General features: G+C 70.3%; 19 protein-coding genes. 7 read left to right on the top strand and 12 right to left on the bottom strand.

From position 1 onward, the window contains the following. Window positions 1-7: 7 nt before the first annotated feature. The 3 genes from ACWD12_RS31405 to ACWD12_RS31395 all read right to left on the bottom strand — a co-directional run bounded on the left by ACWD12_RS31405 (window position 8) and on the right by ACWD12_RS31395 (window position 1,851). Complete coding sequence (locus ACWD12_RS31405) at window positions 8-493, bottom strand: nuclear transport factor 2 family protein (RefSeq protein ID WP_450102382.1); 486 nt, start codon at window positions 491-493, stop codon at window positions 8-10. 41 nt (window positions 494-534) lie between these two features. After that, window positions 535-1,179, bottom strand: a complete 645-nt coding sequence (locus tag ACWD12_RS31400) for a nitroreductase family protein (RefSeq protein ID WP_358348415.1) — start codon at window positions 1,177-1,179, stop codon at window positions 535-537. Window positions 1,180-1,413: 234 nt separating this feature from the next. Beyond that, window positions 1,414-1,851: a nuclear transport factor 2 family protein gene (locus ACWD12_RS31395; RefSeq protein ID WP_358348413.1), complete on the bottom strand. Its 438-nt coding sequence runs from the start codon at window positions 1,849-1,851 to the stop codon at window positions 1,414-1,416. 478 nt (window positions 1,852-2,329) lie between these two features. Here ACWD12_RS31395 and ACWD12_RS31390 point away from each other — a divergent pair, with 478 nt between their 5' ends. Then, window positions 2,330-3,781: an amidase gene (locus tag ACWD12_RS31390; RefSeq protein WP_450102381.1), complete on the top strand. Its 1,452-nt coding sequence runs from the start codon at window positions 2,330-2,332 to the stop codon at window positions 3,779-3,781. A gap of 80 nt (window positions 3,782-3,861) precedes the next feature. Here ACWD12_RS31390 and ACWD12_RS31385 read toward each other — a convergent pair whose 3' ends face one another. Further along, window positions 3,862-5,094 carry an NAD(P)/FAD-dependent oxidoreductase gene (locus tag ACWD12_RS31385; RefSeq protein ID WP_450102380.1) on the bottom strand — a complete coding sequence of 411 codons (1,233 nt, stop codon included), beginning with the start codon at window positions 5,092-5,094 and terminating at the stop codon, window positions 3,862-3,864. Between the two features lie 213 nt (window positions 5,095-5,307). Between ACWD12_RS31385 and ACWD12_RS31380 the strand changes: the two genes are divergently transcribed. Continuing rightward, window positions 5,308-5,493 (top strand): DUF397 domain-containing protein, encoded by a 186-nt coding sequence (locus ACWD12_RS31380; RefSeq protein WP_450102379.1) that lies wholly within the window; start codon window positions 5,308-5,310, stop codon window positions 5,491-5,493. On the opposite strand, the gene ACWD12_RS31375 is transcribed toward ACWD12_RS31380, so the two are convergent. Both ACWD12_RS31375 and ACWD12_RS31370 read right to left on the bottom strand, forming a co-directional pair. Continuing rightward, a complete protein-coding gene (locus tag ACWD12_RS31375) occupies window positions 5,474-6,238 on the bottom strand; it encodes a class I SAM-dependent methyltransferase (protein WP_450102378.1) in 765 nt (254 codons plus the stop codon). The two genes, ACWD12_RS31380 and ACWD12_RS31375, sit on opposite strands and share 20 nt — an antisense overlap. A 12-nt stretch (window positions 6,239-6,250) precedes the next feature. Next, window positions 6,251-7,063 (bottom strand): LLM class flavin-dependent oxidoreductase, encoded by an 813-nt coding sequence (locus ACWD12_RS31370; RefSeq protein WP_450102377.1) that lies wholly within the window; start codon window positions 7,061-7,063, stop codon window positions 6,251-6,253. Window positions 7,064-7,260: 197 nt separating this feature from the next. Here ACWD12_RS31370 and ACWD12_RS31365 point away from each other — a divergent pair, with 197 nt between their 5' ends. After that, window positions 7,261-8,184, top strand: coding sequence for a LysR family transcriptional regulator (locus ACWD12_RS31365; RefSeq protein ID WP_358348385.1), 924 nt, complete (start codon window positions 7,261-7,263; stop codon window positions 8,182-8,184). 39 nt (window positions 8,185-8,223) lie between these two features. On the opposite strand, the gene ACWD12_RS31360 is transcribed toward ACWD12_RS31365, so the two are convergent. From ACWD12_RS31360 to ACWD12_RS31345, 4 genes are all read right to left on the bottom strand, one after another. Further along, window positions 8,224-8,397: a DUF6506 family protein gene (locus ACWD12_RS31360; RefSeq protein WP_450102468.1), complete on the bottom strand. Its 174-nt coding sequence runs from the start codon at window positions 8,395-8,397 to the stop codon at window positions 8,224-8,226. Window positions 8,398-8,902: 505 nt separating this feature from the next. Beyond that, entirely contained in the window at window positions 8,903-9,721 is an 819-nt protein-coding gene (locus ACWD12_RS31355) for a crotonase/enoyl-CoA hydratase family protein (protein WP_450102376.1), read from the bottom strand. Window positions 9,722-9,759: 38 nt separating this feature from the next. Continuing rightward, a complete protein-coding gene (locus ACWD12_RS31350; protein ID WP_450102375.1) occupies window positions 9,760-10,959 on the bottom strand; it encodes an acyl-CoA dehydrogenase family protein in 1,200 nt (399 codons plus the stop codon). Window positions 10,960-10,978: 19 nt separating this feature from the next. Then, window positions 10,979-11,509, bottom strand: coding sequence for a MarR family winged helix-turn-helix transcriptional regulator (locus ACWD12_RS31345; RefSeq protein WP_450102374.1), 531 nt, complete (start codon window positions 11,507-11,509; stop codon window positions 10,979-10,981). Window positions 11,510-11,730: 221 nt separating this feature from the next. Here ACWD12_RS31345 and ACWD12_RS31340 point away from each other — a divergent pair, with 221 nt between their 5' ends. The 3 genes from ACWD12_RS31340 (at window position 11,731) to ACWD12_RS31330 (ending at window position 15,892) form a co-directional block, all read left to right on the top strand. Continuing rightward, window positions 11,731-13,236 (top strand): aldehyde dehydrogenase family protein, encoded by a 1,506-nt coding sequence (locus tag ACWD12_RS31340; RefSeq protein ID WP_450102373.1) that lies wholly within the window; start codon window positions 11,731-11,733, stop codon window positions 13,234-13,236. Window positions 13,237-13,350: 114 nt separating this feature from the next. Continuing rightward, entirely contained in the window at window positions 13,351-14,373 is a 1,023-nt protein-coding gene (locus tag ACWD12_RS31335) for a phosphotransferase family protein (RefSeq protein ID WP_450102372.1), read from the top strand. Between the two features lie 181 nt (window positions 14,374-14,554). After that, the gene (locus tag ACWD12_RS31330; RefSeq protein WP_450102371.1) at window positions 14,555-15,892 is read left to right on the top strand and encodes a pyridoxal phosphate-dependent aminotransferase; all 1,338 of its coding nucleotides are present in this window, start codon (window positions 14,555-14,557) and stop codon (window positions 15,890-15,892) included. Here the strand turns inward: ACWD12_RS31330 and ACWD12_RS31325 are convergent. Both ACWD12_RS31325 and ACWD12_RS31320 read right to left on the bottom strand, forming a co-directional pair. Further along, entirely contained in the window at window positions 15,870-18,275 is a 2,406-nt protein-coding gene (locus ACWD12_RS31325; protein ID WP_450102370.1) for a DUF3488 and transglutaminase-like domain-containing protein, read from the bottom strand. The two genes, ACWD12_RS31330 and ACWD12_RS31325, sit on opposite strands and share 23 nt — an antisense overlap. Further along, window positions 18,272-19,543: a DUF58 domain-containing protein gene (locus ACWD12_RS31320; RefSeq protein ID WP_450102369.1), complete on the bottom strand. Its 1,272-nt coding sequence runs from the start codon at window positions 19,541-19,543 to the stop codon at window positions 18,272-18,274. The genes ACWD12_RS31325 and ACWD12_RS31320 overlap by 4 nt, the downstream gene beginning before the upstream one ends. Before the next feature lie 400 nt (window positions 19,544-19,943). On the opposite strand from ACWD12_RS31320, the gene ACWD12_RS31315 reads away from it, so the two are divergent. Beyond that, window positions 19,944-21,479 carry a helix-turn-helix domain-containing protein gene (locus tag ACWD12_RS31315; protein WP_450102368.1) on the top strand — a complete coding sequence of 512 codons (1,536 nt, stop codon included), beginning with the start codon at window positions 19,944-19,946 and terminating at the stop codon, window positions 21,477-21,479. The last annotated feature ends 413 nt before the right edge of the window (window positions 21,480-21,892 follow it).

Below are 21,892 nucleotides of genomic sequence, written 5' to 3'. Positions count from 1 at the left end.
CGGCGGGTCAGGTCCCCGGGTGCGCGGGCTCGACGTGGTAGTTGCCGAACAGGACCCGCTCGGCGTGCCAGGTGTTCCAGTGCTCGGTGAGGTACTGGATGAGCCCCTCGTCGTTGAAGCGGTACACGAAGCAGTAGACGTTCGTGTACGCCTGACCGCCGATCGTCGTCGAATGCATCGTGTGCTGGCGCATCGCCCAGTCGCCGTCGGCGAGCACCACGACGTCCTCGAAGCGGAACGTGGCCTTGTCGTACGGGTCGACCCCGGTCTCCGCGGTACGCGCCCCGCCCTGCCCGCCGGAGCCGCGCAGGATCGCCCGGATCTCGTCGATGCCCTTGTGCTCGGTCCGCCCGCCGCGACCGACCATGGGCAGGCCGTTCCACCACACCGCGTCGTCGGCGAACAACGTGGCACGGTCGAAGTCGCGCGGTGCCTCGAACATCCTGTTGACGGACGCGATGTTGCGCAGTTCCGTCTCCGAGTAATCGGGCAAAGCCGTGTCCCTCCATAGCGATTGCCGGCCTGGACGGCCGACTACCAGTGGTTCCACCGAATCGCCCGCTCCGCACCCGACCGGTCCGCCGCGCGGAAGTCCGTGCCGAGCGTCCAGGCGACGGGGAACAGCCCGGCCTGGGTGACCCGTTCGTACGGGATGCCGAGCAGATCGGCCATCTCCCGCTCGCGATGCAGGTGGATCGTCGTCCACGCGCTGCCCATGCCCTCGGCCCGCAGCGCGAGCATGAAGTTCCACACCGCGGGCAGCACCGACCCCCACAAGCTGGCCTGTTCGAAGACCGACACCCCGTCCATGCGCCCCGCGATCGTCGGCACCACCAGCACGGGCACCTCGTGCAGGTGGTCGCGCAGGTGCATGACGGACCGTGAGATCCGTTCCTGCTGCGGCGTCTTCGGGTACCGGGACGGCTGCCCGGCCGCCGCCGCCTCCGCGGACATGCGCTGCTGATCCTCGATCGAGGCCCGGTAGATCTCCGCCATCCGCGCCCGAACCGCCGGGTCGTCCACGAGAACCCAGTTCCAGAGCTGGAGGTTCGACCCGTTCGGCGCCTGCAACCCGACCCGCAGGCACTCCTCGACGGTCTCCCGGTCCACGGCCCGCTCCAGATCAAGCCTGAGCCGCACGGACCGCGTCGTGGTCAACAACTCCCGTGGTGTGAGCATGCCCGAACGTTAATGGACTCAGTTAACTATTTACACCCCCGAGCCCATCCGGCCCCCGGCGCCGACCCCCCGCCTCGGCGCGCCGTGACCCCACCACCTGCGAGCAGATCCGCCATGACCACGCCCGGCAAACCGGGGTTCGACGCGGTGGCAGTCCTCATCTCCGAGCCGTCCATAACGTCCAACAGCCGGCCCGCGGCTCCGCAGAACCGCGGGCCAGGCAGATCTCAAGAACTACTGAGGCGCTTCCTGATCCACCTTCACGTCCGCATCCCCGCCGTCAGGAACCAGCACCGCGTGCGCCGCGATGATCTTCCAATCCCCTGACTCGCCACGGACCCAGGTCCGCGTATAACGCAGGCGGGCGACCATCGGCTGACCGCCGAACACACCTTCCAACACTCCGAGGAACCAGGTGACCCCCAGGTCCGATGTGGCCAGGACCCGCAGTTCCTCCTCATCGACGCGGCTCAACACCTGGTGACCGGATTTGTGTGCATCCAAGTCATCCTGTTTGGTGTAAATATTCCCATCCGGCCCGGTGAACCAGGCCGCGTCGTCGATCAACTCAGTCAGTTCTTGGACATTCGATGCCAGCTGGGCGGCTTGCAGCCGCCGCTCGGCGTTGCGCAGGCTTTCCGACAAATCAGGGCTCAAGTCATGGTTCGACATGGTCCAACTATGCCTACGAATGGGCTCGACGACCTTGTGTTCGCTCAGGGCCAATTCTGAGCCAACCATGCGCATAGGCGACCTGCCTCGCCGAAAACGCCGCCACCGGGCGCGACCTGCGGTCTTACGCGGCTGACTTGTACGCGTTGAGCAAGCCTACGAGGAGCCGGCGACGGTGAATCCGGTCGCTGCACTTGCTGCGGACTGAGGCGATCCAGCGTTCCGCGAAGGTTTTCGTCCGCGGCGCCTGCGGCGCGGTGACACCGAGCAGGTGCACCCGGCGGGTGGCAGTTCGTGCCGGCGAAGACCGTGGCGAACGTGAGGCGCGGCCGCTGGTGGTAGCGGTGGTGGTGGGTGTGCTCGGGGCCCGAACCTGGACTGGTACTGCGCCGTGATCCTGTCGGGCGACTGTTAGCGGGCGTTCGTTGCGGAAATTGCGGTTTTATGGCTCCTGAGGTGGTCAGTTAGCGTCCGATTCATGGATTGGAACTTTCGGTCCGCCGGGGAGATGGCGGCGGCATTGCGCGTTGGTGAGGTGTCCTCGGTGGAGTTGACCGAGGCGGCGATCGCTGGGATCGAGCGGGATGAGGGAGTGGTCAACGCGATCTGTGTGCCCGACTTCGATCGGGCCCGGGTGGCTGCGCGACTTGCCGACGAGGCGTTCGAGCGGGGCGAGGATCGGCCGCTTCTGGGGATTCCGGTGACCGTCAAGGAGTCCTACAACATGGCCGGGCTGCCCACGACCTGGGGCATGCCGCAGTACCGGGACTTCGTACCGGCCGAGGACGCGGTGCAGGTGTCGCGGCTCAAGGCCGCCGGCGCGGTGGTGCTCGGCAAGACCAATGTGCCGTTGGGGCTACAAGACATCCAGAGCTTCAACGACATCTACGGCACCACCAACAACCCGTGGGACCACGCTCGTACCGCGGGCGGGTCCTCCGGTGGATCGGCGGCGGCCCTGGCGTGCGGCTTCGGCGCATTGTCCATCGGCTCCGACCTCGCCGGTTCGCTGCGCACCCCCGCGCACTTCTGCGGTATCCACGCGCACAAGCCGACACTCGGACTGGCCGCGAACCGCGGCATGGTTCCGCCGTCGGACCCGGCGCTGCCGGTCGACCTCGATCTCGCCGTCGTCGGTCCGATGGCGCGCACCGCCAGCGACCTCACGCTCCTGCTCGACGTCATGGCAGGACCGGACCCGATGACGTCCGGGGTGGCGTACCGCGTGACGTTGCCGCCCGCGCGCCACGAACGGCTGAGCGATTTCCGGGTGTTGGTCCTCGACGAGCATCCGCTCATTCCGACCGGGGCCGCCGTGCGGGCCGGCGTGAACCGGGTGGCCGACGCGCTGGCCGACGGTGGCGCCCACGTCGAACGGTACAGTCCGCTGCTTCCCGACCTCGCCGAATCCGGCACGCTCTACACGCAGTTGCTGTTCTCGGGCTCCGTCGCACGTTTCCCCGTCGAAGCGTACGAGCAGCTCCGGACCCGCGCCGCCGGACTGAGCGCGGACGACCGGAGCCTCGACGCGGCGCGGCTGCGCGGGATGGTACTGACTCACCGCGACTGGATCGCGGTGAACACCCGTCGCGAACTCCACCGTCACGGCTGGCGGGAGCTGTTCGCCGAGTTCGACGCCGTTGTTTGTCCGATCACACCTACTCCCGCGTTCCCGCACGACCACAACCCCGATCTGCTGGAACGCCGGCTCGACATCGACGACGTCGAGTACCCGTACTTCGACCAGCTCGTCTGGGCCGGTCTGCCCACCATGTCGGGCCTGCCCGCCACCGCGATACCCGCGGGTCGGTCCCCCGAGGGTCTGCCGGTGGGAGTACAACTCATAGGACCGATGTACGAGGACCGCACCACACTGAGGTTGGCCGAACTGCTCGAACCGCGGATCGGCGGCTTCCAGCCACCGATGTAGCGCGTCGTGCGGGGTACCCGTCGAGGACGAAGGGCGGGGCCCCGTTGCGCAAGCGCACCAGGCGTCATGGCCTCGTACGTCTAGCCGTACACGCGTTCGTGCGGAGGCACTCCCGTGTCGTCGTAGAGGCGCTCGACAGCCTGCCGGGAGAAGATCTCGTGGTGCTCGACGCCGCCGGCGAACAGGCCGAACAGCTTCGTCGTCCACTCCGGGCTTCGGCGGATTGCACCGAACACCGCGCGGAGGCGCGGGGAGAGTTCGCCGAACGCGCTGAGCTTGGTGGTGAACTCGTAGTTGCTCGCGCTCGTTTCGTCGCGGAGCTTGTGGTACTCGGCGAGCGCGCTGTCCATCGGGCGTTCTCCGGACAGGGCTTGGTGCAGGCGCTCCACCAGGATCTCGCTGTGCATGAAGGCGTCGGTGATGCCGAACCCCGGGTACGGGTCCTTGTGGTAGCCGGCGTCGCCGACGAGGGCCCAGCCCGGCCCCCAGGGGTGGCGGTAGTAGTTGTCCGCGTGCGGCATCGCCACGAAGTCGCCCTCGCGCTTGCCCTGGTCCCGCAGTTGCGCGCCGAGTTCCGGATGGATCTCGTCGAACGTCGCCTGGAAGTTCGCCTCGACATCCTGGCGGAACTCCTTGAAGCGGCTCTTGCCGCAGATGACCGCGAGCACGGTGAGCCCGTCGTTCGTGGGCCAACCCCCGCACCAGATCTCGTTGAAGCCGACCCGGTGTTCCAGCGCCCAGTCCAAACCGCTGTGGTAGGCGTAGTAGTTGACCCCGGTAGCGGGCACCACCTTGTACGGCTCGGCCCGGGTCCGCTTCGCGACGATCGAACGGCAGCCGTCCGCCCCGATGACGATGTGGGCGCGGAACTCCCGTTCCGGACCACCGCGCTCGCGGCCGCGTACGCCGACCACACGTCCTTCGGAGAAGACCAGGTCGGAGACGCCGAACCCTTCGACGACCTCGGCACCGGCGCGTCGTGCGGCGTTCACCAGGATCTCGTCGAGCACCGCGCGACGCGGGGCGTACCCGGTGTCGATTCCGTCGACGGGATCCGCGAACCCGCTCAACTCGATGTCGCGGTAGGCGAAGTTGGCCCGGCGGATGGCGGGTGCGTTCGTGGCCGCCAACTCGCCCAGGAGCCCCCAGTCGCGGAGACGGGTGAGTCCGGATTGGTGGATGTAGTGGGTCGAGACGGTGTCGCTGGGGAACGACGCGCGGTCGAGCACGAGGACTCGGTGGCCCCGCCGGGCGAGGAGCATGGCGGTCGGCGACCCCGCGCAGCGGGCACCGACGACGATGACGTCGTACATGCGGCATCCTTCGCGTTTCGGTTGGCGCGAAAGCAACTGAAGGTCTGGCCCCGGGTAGAGCCAATCCCACCGCACTCACGAACGTTTTCCCACGTCCGTTCCTGTGTCTCGGCTGTGCCTAGAGCGCCTCCAGGCCCCGTGCGCGGCAGCATTGAGCCCGGCCGACACGTTGACGTTGCTGCGCGAAGCGGCTCGGGATGTTCTGGAGTGTTGATGGCGGCAGATAGGCGACGACGGTGGACGCGGAGCAGCCACTCTGACACCGGCGCGGCGACGTGCGTCGAGGCTGCGGAGGCTGCTGGGCGGGTGCTGGTAAGGGACTCCAAGCGCGTGTCGGGGCCGCAGCTTGCCCTCGGGCCCGATGCGTGGCGGCAGTTCCTTAGGCTCGGCGGGCGGTGACCAGCCAGGCCCTGGAGTCGAACCACACTCCGCTGCCGGTGTCGTGGGCGGCGAGGGTCGCGTCGAGGTGGTCGAGTGCCCGGTCGGTGGAGGCGGTGTCTTGGCCGGCCAGTAGCTCTTGTGCGACCAGTAGTTGGAGTACTGCGGCACGTGCCTCCGCGGCGTCCTTGCCGTAGTACACGGGCTCCCGTACATCGACGACGTCCACCGCGGTGAATCCCGCCGCGGTCAAGGTACCGGCGACCGACTCCGGATCGGCGAGGGTGAAGGCCGTGTCGGCCGACGGTGAGGGCGTGTGACTGCCGGAGAGCGCCGTACGGATTGCCGTGCTCCACTCCTGGTGCTCGCGGGCCTGCCAGACCAGCTGGACGAACGTCGCACCCGGGCGCAGGGCTTGCGCGATGTTGGCGAAGGCCGCGACGGGGTCGGCGAAGAACATCGTGCCGAACCGGCTGATGGCGACGGTGAATTGCTCGGCGGGGAAGGCATGGGTCTGAGCGTCAGCCTGGAGGAAGTCGACGTTGCCGAGCCCTTCGGCGACCGCCAGTCGGCGGGCCTGCTCCAGCATCGGGGCCGAGACGTCGATGCCGAGTGCAGACCCCCGTACCGCGGCCCGGGCCGCCGCTCGCGTGGTCTGTCCGGCGCCGCAGCCGATGTCGAGGACGTGGTCGTCCGGGCGGATGTCCGCGGCCGCCCACAGCCGTTCCTGGTAGCGAACGAGTTCCGCGTCGTAGTCGAAGGTCATCGCCCTATCCCCTCACGCCGCAGGGCCGTCGCGCAGCACGCCGCGCACGGTGTCGATCCGCACACCGGGGTCGAACTCCGCCAGCCACCACGTCGCTCCGGCCTTCGCGTACGGCTCGGGGTCGACGCCGGGCGCCAATCCGACGGCGATGTCGTACGAGGACATGTCACCGGCCCACAAGTCCGCCAGCGTGCCGACGACTTCCGCGAGTTGGTCCGGCTGCTCCAGGTTCGCCGGGAAGAACCCGTCGAGCCGGGCCGCCCGGCGGATCGGCTTGGCGTTGCCCGGGAACCCGGCCGCCCACACAGGTACGCCCGGACGCTGGACCGGCCGAGGGAGGAACGTGACGTCGTCGACCGTGTAGTGCTCGCCGCGGTGCCGCACCGGCTCGCCGGACCACGCGGCGCGCAGGACCTCCAACGACTCGTCGAGCATCCGCCCGCGCCGCCGGTCGTCCAACTCCTCACCAGTCTTAGACAGTTCACTACCAAACCGGTCACCGCCCAGACCGACCCCCAGAGTGAGGCGCCCACCGCTCAGGTGGTCCAGCGTCGCCGTCTCCCGCGCCACCTTGGCCGGCCGCCGCCGGGCGAGCGTCGTCACCATGGGCCCGAGGCGCAGCCGTTCCGTCGCGGTGGCGACAGCCGCCAGCGTGATCCACGGGTCGGCGACAAGTCGCACCGGCTCCCGCCAGCGCAGGTGGTCCCAGACGAAGCAGCCGTGCCAGCCCGCTTCCTCCGCCTCCGCGGCGAGGCGGGCGACCACCAGCGGGTCGGCGAGGTCGTCGAAGAGCGGTAGCCACAGTGCGGATCGCAGCCGGCTCACGGGCGTTCCCCTTCCACGGCCGGTCGTACGCAGGGCCTGGTACAGGACCCGACTTCCACGCTCCCGAGCCCTTGCTCACCGTGCAGTTGACGTGAGGTCATGACCGGAACGTTAGAGCCCTAATGCCCATCACGAAAAACGATGATTTCCGATCGGCTCAATCGCTTCTTCCAATGGACACCACTATGTTGAAGCTCGTGACCGACGTGGACCTGCGCCACCTGGCGGCAATGGTCGCCATAGCCGAAGAAGGCTCGTTCGGCCGGGCCGCCGCCCGTCTGGGCTACACGCAGTCGACGGTGAGCCAGCAGATCGCCGCGCTGGAGCGGGTGGTCGGCGGGCTGGTGTTCGACCGGCCGGGCGGCCCCAAGCCGGTACGCCTCACCCCGCTCGGCCGCGTGGTCCTCGACCACGGGCGCGAACTCCTCGCCAAGGCAGTCGCGTTCGGCGAGGCCGTGGACCGGTTCAACGCCGGACGCGGCCGGATCGACATCGGCACGTTCCAGAGCGTGTCCAACGTGATCCTGCCGTCGCTCGTACGCCGACTGCGCGACGAACACCCAGGCTGCGACATCCGGCTCTCCGAAGAGGAGCCGGACCAGCCGCAGATCGGCGACCTCGACCTGCTGTTCTACGACGGCCGCATCGACCCCCGCATCAGCGGCGGCCTCGAACACCTGAAGCTGCTCGACGACCCGTACCTGCTCGTGGCCGCCCCGGGCGCCTTCCCGGAAGGCCCGGTCTCGCTGGAGCGACTGGACGGCGCGCCCATGCTGGCCTGGCCGCTCAACTGCGACCAACCCCGCGTGGAACAGGCGATCGCCCGCAGCGGCGCCCGTCCGCAGATGGTGTTCCGTACCGCGGTCAACGACACGCTCCTGTCGATGGTGCGGGTCGGCATGGGGTCGGCGATCCTGCCATGGCTGGTCATCCTCGGCGGCGACGTGCTCTCCGACACCCGGCTCCGCGTCCACGAGTTGCGCCCGCGCATCCCACCCCGAGAGATCTACCTGCACTGGCGCGCCGGACGCACCCACTCGCCACTCGCCTGCCGCGCCCTGGAAATCGCCGTCGAGGTCGCCTCCGAGGTCGCTTCTGAAGTCGCGTACGAGGTCGCCTAGGCAGAAGCGCACCTGAGCCCGTTCGAACTGTCCGTCACGTCAGTCGAACTGAGCTTTGTACGCGGCAGCCTGGGGGACGGAGTCGATGGCGAAGTTGACCGTGCCGACGGGGATCCGTCCGGCCACGATCGCGACGATTCGGGCGGCATCGGCCACACCGAATGCACCGCAGAGCTCGATGAGTTGGACGCCTTCGCCGAGGACGCGCTCCAGGTACCACGTGGAGTGGTCCCAGCCCTCGCGCGAGTGCCGGGGCAGTTACCCGCCGCCGAGAGTGCTGACCAGCAGTGTGCGCTCGCTCGTGGGCAACGCGGCGTGCACGTCGAATGCCGGGCGTAACGGTGTAGCGGGTGGGGCGTCGCTGAGCCGGCTCACCGTCCACTGGACGCACCCAGGACGAAGCCGGGGATCAGATGACGACGGATGAGAACAAGTAGCTTGCGGGCTATGCACCAGGGCGGGACGCAGTATTGGCCGAGCGCCGGGTCCCAGGCGTTCAACTCGGCGCTGGTCAGCCTCATGCTGGCGCTGATCGCGTTCTTGATGCTCCAGTCACTTTGAACCGGCGCCGCGTTGTTCGAGGAGTTGGCGACGGGCCGTCCACGGAGGGGATTCGCGTGGACGGCCCGTGCTTGGTTCAACAAGTGGGGTGGGTGGGCGTGTTCCCCGGGGAGGGGCCGAATGCCCCCAGTGCGGGGCTGCCCGGGGCGGCCGGGTTTCAGCGGCCCTTGAACTCGGGGGTCTTCTTCTCGGCGAAGGCGCGGGGGCCGATGCGGGAGTCCTCGGAGAGGAAGACGCGCATGCCGATCTCGGACTCGATCTTGAAGGCCTCGTCCTCGGGGAGTTCGTCGGTTTCGCGGAGGACGCGGAGGACCGCTTGCACGGCCAACGGACCGTTGGCGGCGATGGTGTTGGCGATCTCCTTGGCCTTCTCGAGGGCGGTGCCGTCGGGGACCAGGTGGGAGATCAGGCCGAGTTCCTTCGCCTCCGGGGCGTAGAAGTGGCGGCCGGTCAGGAGGATGTCGGCGGCTGCGGTGTACGGGATCTGGCGGCGGAGGCGTACCGCCGAACCGCCCAGCGGGAACAGGCCCCACTTGACCTCGGAGACGCCGAAGCGGGCGGACTCGCCGGCGACGCGGATGTCGGTGGACTGGAGGATCTCGGTGCCGCCCGCGATGGCCGGGCCCTCGACGGCGGCGATCAGCGGCTTCTTGAGGGTGAAGCCCTTCAGGATCCACTTCATCACCGACATGTCGAGCGCGAGCTTCGTACCGTCTCCGTCGCCCTTGAACGCGTCTCCGGGAGCGCTCTTGCTCATGTTCTTGAGGTCGGCCCCGGCGCAGAACGCCCCGCCCGCGCCCGTCAGGATCGCGACGCGGATGTCCGGGTCCTCGTTGACCAGTTCCCACGTGTCTTCGAGGATCGCCATCATCTCGCTCGTCAGCGCGTTGCGCGCGTGCGGCCGGTTGAGGGTGATGACGAGGATGTGGCCGTCGCGCTCTACGAGGACCGGGGGAGTGGACTGTTCGTCGGTCATGGTGCGGAACTCCATGCGGTAGAGAGGCGGAGAGGGGGTCAGCGGGGCGGGCGGGGCATGCCGAGGCCGAACATGGCGATCATGTCGCGCTGGATCTCGTTGGTGCCGCCGCCGAAGGTGAGCATCAGGCAGATGCGGTACATGCGTTCGACGCGCGAGCGGATCTGGCCGCCGAGGTCGTCCTCCGCCGCGGCGCCGGTGAGGTAAGCCTCCTCGCCGAGGATGTCCATGAGCATCCGGTACGCCTCGACGTACAGCTCCGTCCCGAACACCTTCGTCGTCGACGCCTGCGCCGGACCGAACCTCGCCCCGTGGTCGGCCCCCCACGCCGCCTTCCAGTTGAGCAGCTTCAGGTACTCGGTCCGCGCGTGCAGCCGCCCGAGGTTGAGCCGCACCACGTCGCGGTCGATCAGCCGCGTCCCGTCCGGCAGCACCACCTGGCGCGCCCAGCGGTGCGTCTGGTTCACGAGCAGTTGCAGGCCGTACGCCGAACACAGCGCGACCCGCTCGTGGTTGAGCTGTCCGGTGATCAGCTTCCAGCCGTCGCCAGGCTCGCCGACCAGTGCGGAGTGCGGCACGCGGACGTTGTCGTACATCGTCGCGGTGGTCGTCTGACCGGTGAGCGTCGGCACCGGGCTCCACGAGAAGCCGGGGGTGTCCGTCGGCACGCAGAACACCGACAGGCCCTTGTGGCGCGGCTGTTCGGGGTCGGTACGGACCGCCAGCCAGATGTAGTCGGCCACGCTGGCGAGCGAAGTCCACATCTTCTGCCCGTTGATGACCCACTCGTCGCCCTCGCGTACCGCGCTGGTACGCAGCGCCGCGAGGTCCGTCCCGGCACCCGGCTCGCTGTAGCCGATCGCGAAGTGCAGCTCACCGGCGAGGATTTTGGGCAGGAAGAAGGACTTCTGCTCGTCCGACCCGAACTCCATGATGGCCGGGCCCACACTGTTGAGGGTGAGCAGCGGGATCGACGCCCCGGCGCCCATCGCCTCGTCGTGGAAGATGAGTTGCTCGATGTTGGTGAGCGCCTGGCCGCCGTACTCCTTCGGCCACCCGATGCCGAGCCAGCCGTCCTGGCCCATCTGCCGGATCACCTTGCAGTAGGCGCTGTCCCGGTCCATGGCCTCGCCCTCGGACGCGGCCTCGGCGCGCAACTCGGGCGTCATGATCCCGGCGAAGTAAGCGCGCAGTTCGCGACGGAGCTGCTCCTGCTCCGGGGTGTAGGCGATGTGCATACGACCTCCGACCTCCGATTCACCTGTCGCCGCGTGTGTCGCGCAGCTGTTGGTACGAGTCCCGGAACCGCGTCAGCAGCGCTCCCAGTTGCTCGCGGTCGCCCGGGTCCCAGTCGGCCCAGACGACGGCGATGTCGCGCAACCACACCTGCCGGATCAACTCGCGGGTTTCGAGTCCCTCGTCGGTCAGGTGCAGCAGTACGGCCCGGCCGTCGCGCGGATCGCCCTCGCGGCGTACCAGGCCCTGTTCCTCCAGCGGCCGGATCTGCCGACTCGCGGTGGACTGCTCGACCCCCAGCCGGTCCGCGATCTCCTTCACCCCGAGGGGCCCGTGCCGGTACAGCACGAACAGGATCGAGATCGCCGAGCGCGGCAGCGGCCGCCCGGCCGAGCCCTCCATCCGGGCGCGGTACGCCGGCGTCCGGTCGACGTCGGTGACCAGCGTGATGAACGCACTGACCATCGCCTCCGCGGAGTCCTCCGGAAAGTTCTCCGGCGCACTCTCCGGGAAGCGGCCTGGCAGTGCCTCGAACGGCCGATCGGCGGGCATGCGCCGGATGCTTGCATGTATGCATCCAACAGACAAGGGTCACCGCGCCGAGGAGACCGGCCGAGGCGAGCAGTAAATCAGTCGACTGTTTGAATAATGCCCCTCGTGGCCTTGAACGCGCGGTCCGGGCGCGCTAGAACCGTGGGCACGGCAGAGCACGGCAGGACACGGCAGGACACGAACCCGAGCACGACGGAACACGGACGGCGAGGTACCGCTCGATGGCGACGACCGGGACGACGACGGCGACGACGCACGGCACGGCGGAGCCGCCGCGCGAGTTCGGCAATCTGATCGACGGCAAGATCCTCCCGGCCGCGGGAGGGGGTCGTCTGGACTCGGTCGCCCCGTCCACCGGCCGGGTCTGGGCGCGAGTCCCGCGCTCGACCGGAGAGGACGCCGAGGCGGCCGTCGCGGCCGCGCGGCGGGCGTACCCCGCCTGGTCCGCGCTGCCGCCGGTGCGCCGCGCGATGTACCTGCGCGAGGTCTCCCGCGTCGTCGCCGAGAACTCCGCCGAACTGGCCGAGATCGAGGCGCGCGACAACGGCCGCATCATCCGCGACGTGCGCGGCGGCGACCTGCCGGGTGTGGCGTACATGTGGAACGCGTTCGCCGGCGAGTGCGACGCGGCCGTACGCGGCATGAGCACGCAGATCGGCCCGACCACCGTGGGGCTCACCCGCCGCGAGCCGTACGGCGTCGTCCTCGGCATCATCCCGTGGAACGCCCCGCTCCCGACCCTCACCGCCAAGGCCGGCGCGGCCCTGGCCGCCGGGAACACCGCGATCGTCAAGCCTGCCGAGCAGGCGTCGGCATCCTCGCTGCGGCTGGCCGAGCTGATCGCCGACGTGCTGCCGCCGGGCGTCCTCAACATCGTCTCCGGCCTAGGCGAAGAGGTCGGCGACCCGCTCGTGCGGCACGCGGGGGTCGACCGCATCAGCCTGACCGGGTCGACCGAGACCGGCCAGGTCATCACGCGTGCGTCCGCCGACAACCTCAAGCCTCTCGCGCTCGAACTCGGCGGCAAGTCACCCAACATCGTGTTCGCGGACGCGGACCTCGACGCCGCGGCGGTCGGCGTCACCACCACGGCGGTCTACACCGGCAACGCGGGCCAGGTCTGCTACGCGGGCACCCGCGTCCTCGTCCAGGCGAGCATCCTCGACGACTTCCTCGACAGGATGCGCGCGGCCGTCGCCGACGTCGTGCTCGGTGACTCGCTCGACCCGGCCACCACGATGGGGCCGATCGTGTCCGCAGAGCAGTACGCCCGCGTCACCGGATACCTCGACCTCGCCCTGGCCGAGGGCGCGGCCCCGGTCTTCGGCGGACGCCACGGCGCGGCCCTGTTCGACGACGGATCCCCGTTCGCCGATGGCTTCTTCGTCCAGCCGACGCTGTTCCGCGCGACGGACAACAGCCTGCGTATCTGCCGCGAGGAGATCTTCGGCCCGGTCGCCGTCGTCATCCCCTTCGAGGACGAGGCGGAGGCCGTCAGGATCGCCAACGACACCCCTTACGGCCTCGCCGCGGGCGTCTGGACGCAGGACCTCGCCCGTGCCCACCGCCTGACCGCCGCCCTGCACGCGGGCTTCATCTGGGTCAACACCTACCGCCGCCTGGGCGGGGGTCTCCCGTTCGCGGGCATGGGCGACAGCGGCTACGGCCACGACTCGGTGCTGGAGAACACGCGCGAGAAGTCCGTGATGATCGAACTGCTGGGCTGATCGAACTGCTGGGCTGATCGAACTGCTGGGCTGATCGAACTATTGGGCTGATCGAGCCGCGGGGCGGGTGGACTGCGCTTCGTCGTCCACGGTCCAGGAACGTAGATTCGGGGGATGAAGGAACAGCCCTCGGACCTGCACGACGCCTGCCTGCGCGAGACCCTGGCGCTGTGGGGGATCGAACCCGCGGCAATGGCGTACGCCGCCGTCGGCTTCGGCGACCACCATTGGTCCGTCGAAGGCGCCGACGGGCGGCGGTGGTTCGCCACGGTCGCCGACCTCACCGCGAAGGCGCACTGCGGTCCGGATCCCGGCACGGCGTTCGACGGCCTGCGGCGCGCGATGGACACCGCCGCTGTACTCGCCGATCAGCACGGCGGGGCACTGGAGTTCGTCGTCGCGCCGCTGCGTGTGCCCGGCTCTGAAGACACCGTCGCGCGCATGGGGCGCCGCTACGCGCTCAGCGTCTTCCCGCACATAGCGGCGACGTCCGGCCATTTCGGCGACGAACTCGACGCGGAGCAGCGTGGCTCGGTCATCGACCTTTTAGCGCGCCTGCACCGCGTCGAGGGGCCGGGAGACGTGCCCGTTGCCGACGTCCGGCTGCCCCATCGCCGGGAGTTGGAGGCCGCGCTTGCCGATGCGAGTGCCGAGGGAGCGCGTTGGGGAGGCGGCCCCTACGCCGAATCCGCCCGCGCACTGCTTGCCGAGTACGCCGGAGTAATGCGCCGCCGCCTCGCCGAACTCGACGCGGCCGCGGAACGGGTGGATCGGGACAACCGGCGGCCGGGTGCAGGGCTTGTCGTCACGCACGGGGAACCGCATCCGGGCAATCTGCTGCGCGACGACGCCGACCGGCTGCTCCTGGTGGACTGGGACACCGTCGGCCTCGCCGCCCCCGAGCGCGACCTGTGGCACGTCGTGCGCGATTCCGGTGACTCGGAGCGGTACGCGGAGGCGTCCGGGCGCGCGCCCGACGCCGAGGCACTGGCCTTCTACCGCATGCGTTGGTCCCTCGTCGACACCATGGAGTTCGTGGAGCTCTTCCGCGGCCCCCACCCGCGCACCCGCGACACCGACGACGCGTGGCGGCATCTGGGGGCCACGCTCGCGGACCTGGCCGAATCCGGCGGGTGAAGGGGGTTTTGGCCGGAGAACCCGGGGACGATGCCGCGCCTTAGCGGCGAGTCGGTGGACGGCTGATGGTGGATGGCCATCGCAAAAAGGATATTCGTTGCCATGTCGTCGGTGTATCCCAATAGGCGGGTACCGCGCCGTCGGACGTGCGGGCTGCCGTGAAAACTGCTCTGGAGGCCCTGTGCTGCCGTCTGCGACTCTCGCCACCAACGAGCAACTCGAAGCCCTTCGCGCTCGGGGAGATCGCGTCGTACCGATGGCGCTCGGCGAAGTGGGGCTTCCCGTGCATCCGTTGCTGCGTGAGGCACTTGCCGACGCCGCCGGAAGCAACGCGTACGGGCCGATCGCCGGACTCCCCGCACTTCGCGCCGCGGCGGCCGGGTACTGGAGCCGCCGCGGGATGCCGACGGCGCCCGGCCAGGTGCTCGTCGGGCCCGGCAGCAAGGCGCTCCTGTTCGCGCTCCGCCTGGCGATCGGCGGCGATGTCGTGCTGCCCAGGCCGAGTTGGGTGTCCTATGCCGCCCAGGCGTCCATCCTGGGCGGTCGGTCGTGGCCCGTGGCCATCCGCCCGGGCGAGGGCGGCGTCCCGGATCCGGCCGCGCTCGCCCGTACCGTGGCCCTCGCCCGGGCGGCCGGACACGAGGTGCGGCAGATCCTGGTCACCCTGCCGGACAATCCGACCGGCACCTACGCCTCGGCGGAGACGATTCGCGAACTGTGCCAAGTAGCCCGGGAACAGGACCTGGTCATCGTCTCGGACGAGATCTACCGAGACCTCGTCCACGTGCCCGGCGCCCACCTGCCCAGCCCCGCGGAGTACGCGCCCGAACGAACCATCGTCACGACCGGCCTGAGCAAGAGCCATGCGCTGGGCGGCTGGCGCCTCGGCGTCGCGCGATTCCCCGACTCCTGTACCGGTCGGAGGCTCCGTGACCGGATCATCGGGATCGGCAGCGAGATCTGGTCGGCGCCGGTCCATCCGGTACAGCAAGCCGCCGTGCTCGCGTTCGACGAACCCCGCGAACTGGTGGCACACGTACAGCAATGCAACGTCCTGCACGCGAGCGTCGCGAACGCGGTCGCCGATATTTGCGCCGGTCACGGTGTCCTGCCGCACCGCCCCGCGGCGGCGTTCTACGTCTATGCCGACTTCGGAACCCACCGCCGGCGGCTCGAACGAGACGCGGGGATCACGTCGGGCGAGGCCCTGGCGCACACGCTGACGGCCGGGCACGGTTGCGGGGTCCTGCCCGGGGCCGTCTTCGGCGACCGTGCATCCGCACTGCGGGTGCGCCTCGCCACGTCACTCCTGTACGGCGTCGACGACGAGCAGCGGCAGGCCGCACTGGAATCCGAAAAGCCGACCGAACTGGCGTGGATCTCAGCGGCGTTGGAGCAGTGGGACGCCGCTCTCGCCGCCACGACCGCGACGCGGCGCCCGCCGGACCCCAAGGCCCTGCAAAGCGGAGCGAGCGCCGAGTCGGCGGCCGGCGGCGTCAAGGGCGCCGGGGGCCGCTGACCACCGGTGTCCCAGCCCCGGCCAGCCCTGCGCCGGGGTCCGCGGACCCCGGCTTCCCGGTCCCCGTGTCCCGGCGGTGCGACCTGGCATCCGCCGGAGGCCGCCTCCGGCGGCGCGGCACGATGGTCGTCGCGACGGCGTGCGCCTTGGCCCGTCGGCGCATCGCGCGGTCTCGCCGCCGCTCCTCGCGAACCTCCGACTCGACCTCGCGGCAGCATCGCCACGCCAGGGTCGCGGCCGAGGCCTGTGCCATCGGGGCCGGGTCGGCTGCGAAGGCGAGTTCGTTGCTGATGCGCGCCAGGACTCCCGCGGCTTCGCCGGCCCGGTCGCCGACCCGGGCCCGCGCATACTCGGCCACTTCGGTGGCGGTCAATGCGCCGGTTGCCGGCATGCCGAGTTCGAGGAGGCGTACCTGCAACTGCTCCCAGGCACCGAGAATTCGCCGTTCCGGCGGGCCGCGCATGCGCCGCCGCCGCACCACCGTCGGGCGTAGCGCGAGCCCGAGGGCGACGAGGACCGCGAGCACCACAACGGCGCCGACGACCAACGCCCACAAGGGAATTCCGTCTCGCGAGCTTCCGGAGCCGTCCGCCTGGTCCTGCTTCTGCTTCTCGGCTTCGGACGGGTCCTGGCCTTGGGCAGGTGCGGGAGCCGGCGCCGGAGCGGGCTCGACGACCGGCTCCGGGGGCGGCGGAGGCACCACGGCGGCCGGTCCGGGTTCGGGCGTGGGAAAGAACGAGATCCAACCCACGTCGGCGAAGTGCACCTCTGCCCACGCCAGCGCGTCCCCCGCCCGCACCTGCAACCGGCCCTCGGTCGGCATGGGCGACCGGAAGCCCACCACCACCCGGCTGGGCAGGTTCAGTGTCCTGGCCAAGACCGCGAAGGCCGCCGCGAACTGCTCCGAGGTCCCCCGCCTGCTGCTCCCCAGGAAGAACTCGAGGTGACGGTAGCCGTGCCCCGGCACTGCGTCCTCGTCGAACACGCAGCGGGCACGCAGCCATTCGGCAAGCCGAACGGCCTGCTCGTAGGGGAAGCTCGTCCCCGCCGTCGCCTCCTGCGCGAGCGCGCGCAGCGCGTCGACGGTTTCGATCGGCGCGCCGGTCGCGTCGTGATGGGGCAGCACCGTCCCCTCGGGGTCGTCGGCCGGAACGGCGTACTGCGTGCGCTCCGGTGAATGCACGGCCACCTTGGAGACGACCGAGTAGGTGCTGCCCGGGGGGAGCCGGCGGTCGCCGGCCAGAACGCCGCCTTCCGGATCCACGGCTATGCGCATCCCCGCCGGGCTGGACACGTCCACGCTCTCGGGCCGATCGGCGGACGGCAGCCAGGGGCCGGGCAGTTGGTCGACGACGATGTGCTGGCTCAGAGACCGTGCGGCCGTCTCGGCGTCCGGCCCAGGCGGGACACGCCCACCGGACGCGACCAGGCTGTGCACGGGACGCCAGCGGATGCCGTCGTACTCGTCGAAGACCGTCAGCCGCCACAACTGGTCGGCGGGTGCGTCCGGCGCCGAAACGGTGAACATCGGGCGCTCCGGGTCGCGCAGCCACGATGACAGCCGTTCCAGGGGGTTGACGCCCTGCACCGTCAGCGGCTCGGCCTGGCGCGCGTGCGGACGCAGGTCCACCGCCCGGCGCGAACCCCCCGGCATTGCCGGTGTGATCAGGCCCGCGATCAGTGCCAGTACGCCAACCAGTACGCCTCCCGTCACCAGCCGCTCGGTGCGCACGGCCGAGTCCGGCGTACGAATGAGCGCCATGGCCCCGGCGATCACGATCGCCGGCATCGCAAGCGGCAGCCCGCCCTGGGGCGCGCCGACCGCGAGCAGCGGCACCACGGCAAGCGCCACCGCGGCGGGCAGGGCGGGAACCAGAACACCGCGCCCCCGCAAGGCGAGTTCCGCGCCGCTCCAGGCAACCAGCCACACAATCGCGTAGACGAGCACCAGCAGTCGGCTGTCGGCAGGTGCGGGCAGGACCATCCCCAGTAGCGTTTGCGGCGCGTCTGACAGAGATGTACCCAACTCGCGGGCCAAGGCCGGGGTGGGCACGAATCCCCCGGGGGCGCGGTCGCCGAACAGGGTGGCGCAGCCGGCCACCAGGGCGCACAACATCGTCAAGGCGGCGGCGGAAGCCAGGGGGAAACGCAAGCGCGCGGAAACCAGGTACGTCAGCGCCACCGGCAGCAGCGCCGCGACCGTCACAGTGCCGGCGATCGCGGACCAGCCGAACACAGGTCGGAACGCGGCGCCCGCGCACAGGGCCAGCAAGGAGACCGGGACGAGCGACAATTGCGCCTGCCGTGTCGGGCCGCCGGGAGGACGTCGCGTGCCGGGCCGGGTCGGAGCGCGGCCGACGCCGGGAGCGGAGGCAGCGGTCACCCGACGGACATCCGTTTCCAGACAAGGGGCAGTTCGTCGAGCGTGTCCAGGGTGAATACCCCGACTCCTCCGCGTGGGGCGGGAGTTCCCGGCGCCGGTGCGGCGGGTGCGGTGCGCCCGGTCTGCCCGGCGAGGGGTGAACCGGCCTGGATCACCAAGACGCGATCGAAGTTGCCGTGAACGGCGGACACCATCCGTGCGGGCGCCGCGCCGGCGAGCACCGAGGTGACCACGACCAACGATCCGCCGCCTCGGGAACCGGCGAGAGCGGAGATGGCCCGGCCCAGCCCCCCGCCGCCTCCCGGGCTCACCTCGGCCAGAGCGTCCAACACGCCGCCCGCGTCGGTGGAATCGCCCTTGACCAACACCTCGGCCCCCGCGTGGAGCCGTACCGGAAACGCCGTCAAAGCCGCGGAGCCCGCGACCGACGCACTGACGTCGACCGCGAGTTCGAAGCTCTCCTCGCTGTACGTGCCCTGTGGGGTCGTGTAGTTCATCGGATCGGTGTCGAGAAGCACTGTTGTGTGCGGACGGCTCACGTCGGCCATCTGGCGCACCATCAGCACTCCGGTGCGGGCACTGGAGCGCCAGTGCACCAGCCTGCGGTCGTCGCCCGCGACATACGCGCGAAGCGCGTGGAACGCCGAAGTGGCGCCGTTCACCGCGTTGGACGTCGTCCCGTCGAGGTGCGGGTCGCGCCCCGAGGCGGGGACCGGAAGCCGCACCATGCGGGGGCGCACCACCAACTCGGCCATGGCCCCGAACCGGTGTGCACGCTGAAACAGGCCGAAGGGGTCCCGCACGACCAACTCCAGGGGACCGACGGAGATGATGCCCCGGCGCGGCGTGGGGATTTCGTAGTCGGCGACGATCCGCGTCCCGGCCTTCGCGACCGGCACCCGGACCACCACACGCTGGTCGTCCGTGCCGTCCGACAACTGCAGGCCGCGGCGCGCCCGCTTGCCGGTGCGCACCACTTGGACGGTGGCAACCGCCTTGCCACCCCGCTCGGTTCGCGGCGGCACCAAAGTGCGGGAGGCGGTCACCCCGGGGGAGGGCAGCACCCACGCCAACGCCGCGCCCGCCGCCAGCAGGCAGCCGAGTCCGAGGAGCAACGAGTCGCGGTAGCCCGTGGCCCAACCGGCCGGTCCGAACACCAATCCGGCGCCGATCACGCCGAGTCCGGTCCGGGTGAGCGACAGCCGCCCCGGGCCGCCACCCGGGGCGGCCTCGCCGACGACCCGGGGACCTGGTACTGCCTGGCGCATCAGCCGCTCCTCGAACGGGCCGTCGACCCGCCTGCGACGAGTGCCGCGGCGGCCCGCGTCCGGCGGTGATCTCCCACCTCGAACCCTAGACGCGGGGTGGTCCGGCGCGACATACACAAAACGACTGTCCAATTCGCGCGGGTCTTGCTTGGCCGTGCAACGTGTTACCCGGTGGAAACGGGTTGTTCCTAGCGTTAAGCCGGTGGTGTGCGGACCGCCGGGCACACTGTCCGCATATCGCTGGCAGACTCCGACGTAGCTGGAGGCAATTGCCGTGTTGGGCACCGATTCCCTCCCGACCCCGCGTGGGCGGTCGTCTGCCCGCGTCGCGGGCGCGGCCTTACCCCAGACGGCTTCGGAGGCGGGACAGGCTGCTGCTTTCGACCCGCTCGGCGCCGCGATGAGCGCCACCACCCACCGTGCGTCGCTCGGTGCCTTGATGAACCACATGACCGAGGCGACCGGTTGTGTGTTCGCGCTGGTGGAGATGCGGGGTGCGTTTCGCGCCGCTCGCCCGTTCGTGCTCGCCGGGGAGTTCGACGGACCGGAAGCGGTCTTCGCCCGCGGCGACGTCAGGGACGTGCGTTTGGCGGAGCGCCGTTCCGCGACATTCGTGCTCGACGGCCGCGCCCACCACGTCGTCGGCGTGGGGACGGGGCCCACGGCGACGATGCTGGTGGCCAGCCGCCCCGTCCCCCTGCCGGCGGACCTGCCGACCGTCGCGGCGCGTACGGCGTGGCTGGCCGGTGTCCAACTCCGCGCCCACCGAACGGAGATCGCCGAGTCCAGACTCGCCGACACCCGCACCCGCCTGCGCGAGGCGGCGTTCCGGCTGCTCTGCGCCGGACACGCCTCGGCCGCACAGCAGGTGGTCGGGAGCCTGCGTCGCGAACTCCCGGATCCGGTCCGGGTATGTGTCCTCGAAGGAATCCCCCAGCAGCTGCGGGAACGCCACCGGGGCAGGCCCGAGATCCTCGACGAGGGCATTTGGGCGTTCCGCGCCACCGTGCGACGGGACGCGGTCGTGCTGCTGGCTCCCGCCGCGGACAAGGGGGCACTTTCCGACCTGGTCTCTCGGCTTGCCGCGTCCACCGGCTGCCTCGTCGGCATGAGCGAGGTCGTGCCCCTTCGGGCGACCGGCACGGGATACGAGCAGGCGCTGCATGCCCTGTACGCCGCCCGCGACCAGGCGGCAGGCCACCTCCAGTTCGAGTCGCGCAGCCAGATCGCCCAACTGCTGGGCCCCGCGGCGGACTCCTGGGCGCACACTCTGCTGGAGCCCCTGCTCACGTACGAGCCGCCACGACGAACCGCCGCGGACACCACCGAACTGCTGCGCACAGCAAGGGTGTGGCTGCGGCTGGCCCAACACGCCCCGCGCAATCTCGGCGTGCACCGCAACACCGTGCGCGAACGCCTGCGCCTGGTGGCGGAGCTGCTGGGTGCGGACCTCAACCGCGTGGCCGATCAGGCGATCGTCTCGCTCGCCTTGCGCGTGCACGAAAGCGGCAACGGCGAAGCACCGGCCCGGCGCGCCGGTACGCACACGCCGCTGGAGTCGCTCCTGGACTCGCCGCAGGCGCTGCAGTGGGCGCTCAGCCAGTTGCGCCCCTTCCTCGGCAGTCACTCGGACGTCGGCATGGACACCGTGCGCGCGTGGCTCGCCCACGACGCGTGTGTGGTGCCCACGGCCGCGGAACTCGGGCTGTCGGTGTCCGCGGCGCGGAAGAGACTGCTGCGGGTCAGTCGCGACCTGGGCCGCTCTTTGCTGGAACTCCCGGGTACGCGCCACGATTTGTGGTTCGCGTTGCTCATTCACGACCGTGCCGAGGCCCGCATCAACGGCACTCCGGACGCCATGCCTCCGGTGCCGGGCCTGACCGGACGGTCCGCGGCCGCGGCCCCCGACGACTTGGCGGGTTCGCGATCCGGATAGACACGAACACCTTCCGGACTGTGCGCTGAAGCCTGCCGGGGCCGCCGCCGAGAACCCGGTCCGATGCCGGGCACGGCTCCGACGCCGCGAGGTATGGAGACAGGTTGACAGCGACGGCACGCGACTGGAACGCGGAAAATCCCTACGCCGGTGAGGAGTTGCCCTCCTCACCGGAATGGCTTCCGCATGCGTCGGATCTGGTGGCGCTGGGGAAGGCCGCGGCGGCCGCGGGGAAGTCGCCCCCGCGCCGGCGCTCCGGAGTCATGCCCGAGCCCGCCGCAAGCGCACCGCAACCTGCGGAACCTGTCCAGCCCGCCTGGACACCTCGCCCCGAAACACCTCGCCCCGAGACGTCTCGCCCAGAAACGCCCCGCCCAGAAACGGAGCCTGGCCGGGCCGCGCCGATTCGCGCG

The sequence above is a fragment of the Streptodolium elevatio genome (assembly GCF_053592165.1).
The sequence above is the reverse complement of the archived record's forward strand: the minus strand, read 5'-3'. Positions and strand labels throughout refer to the sequence as shown.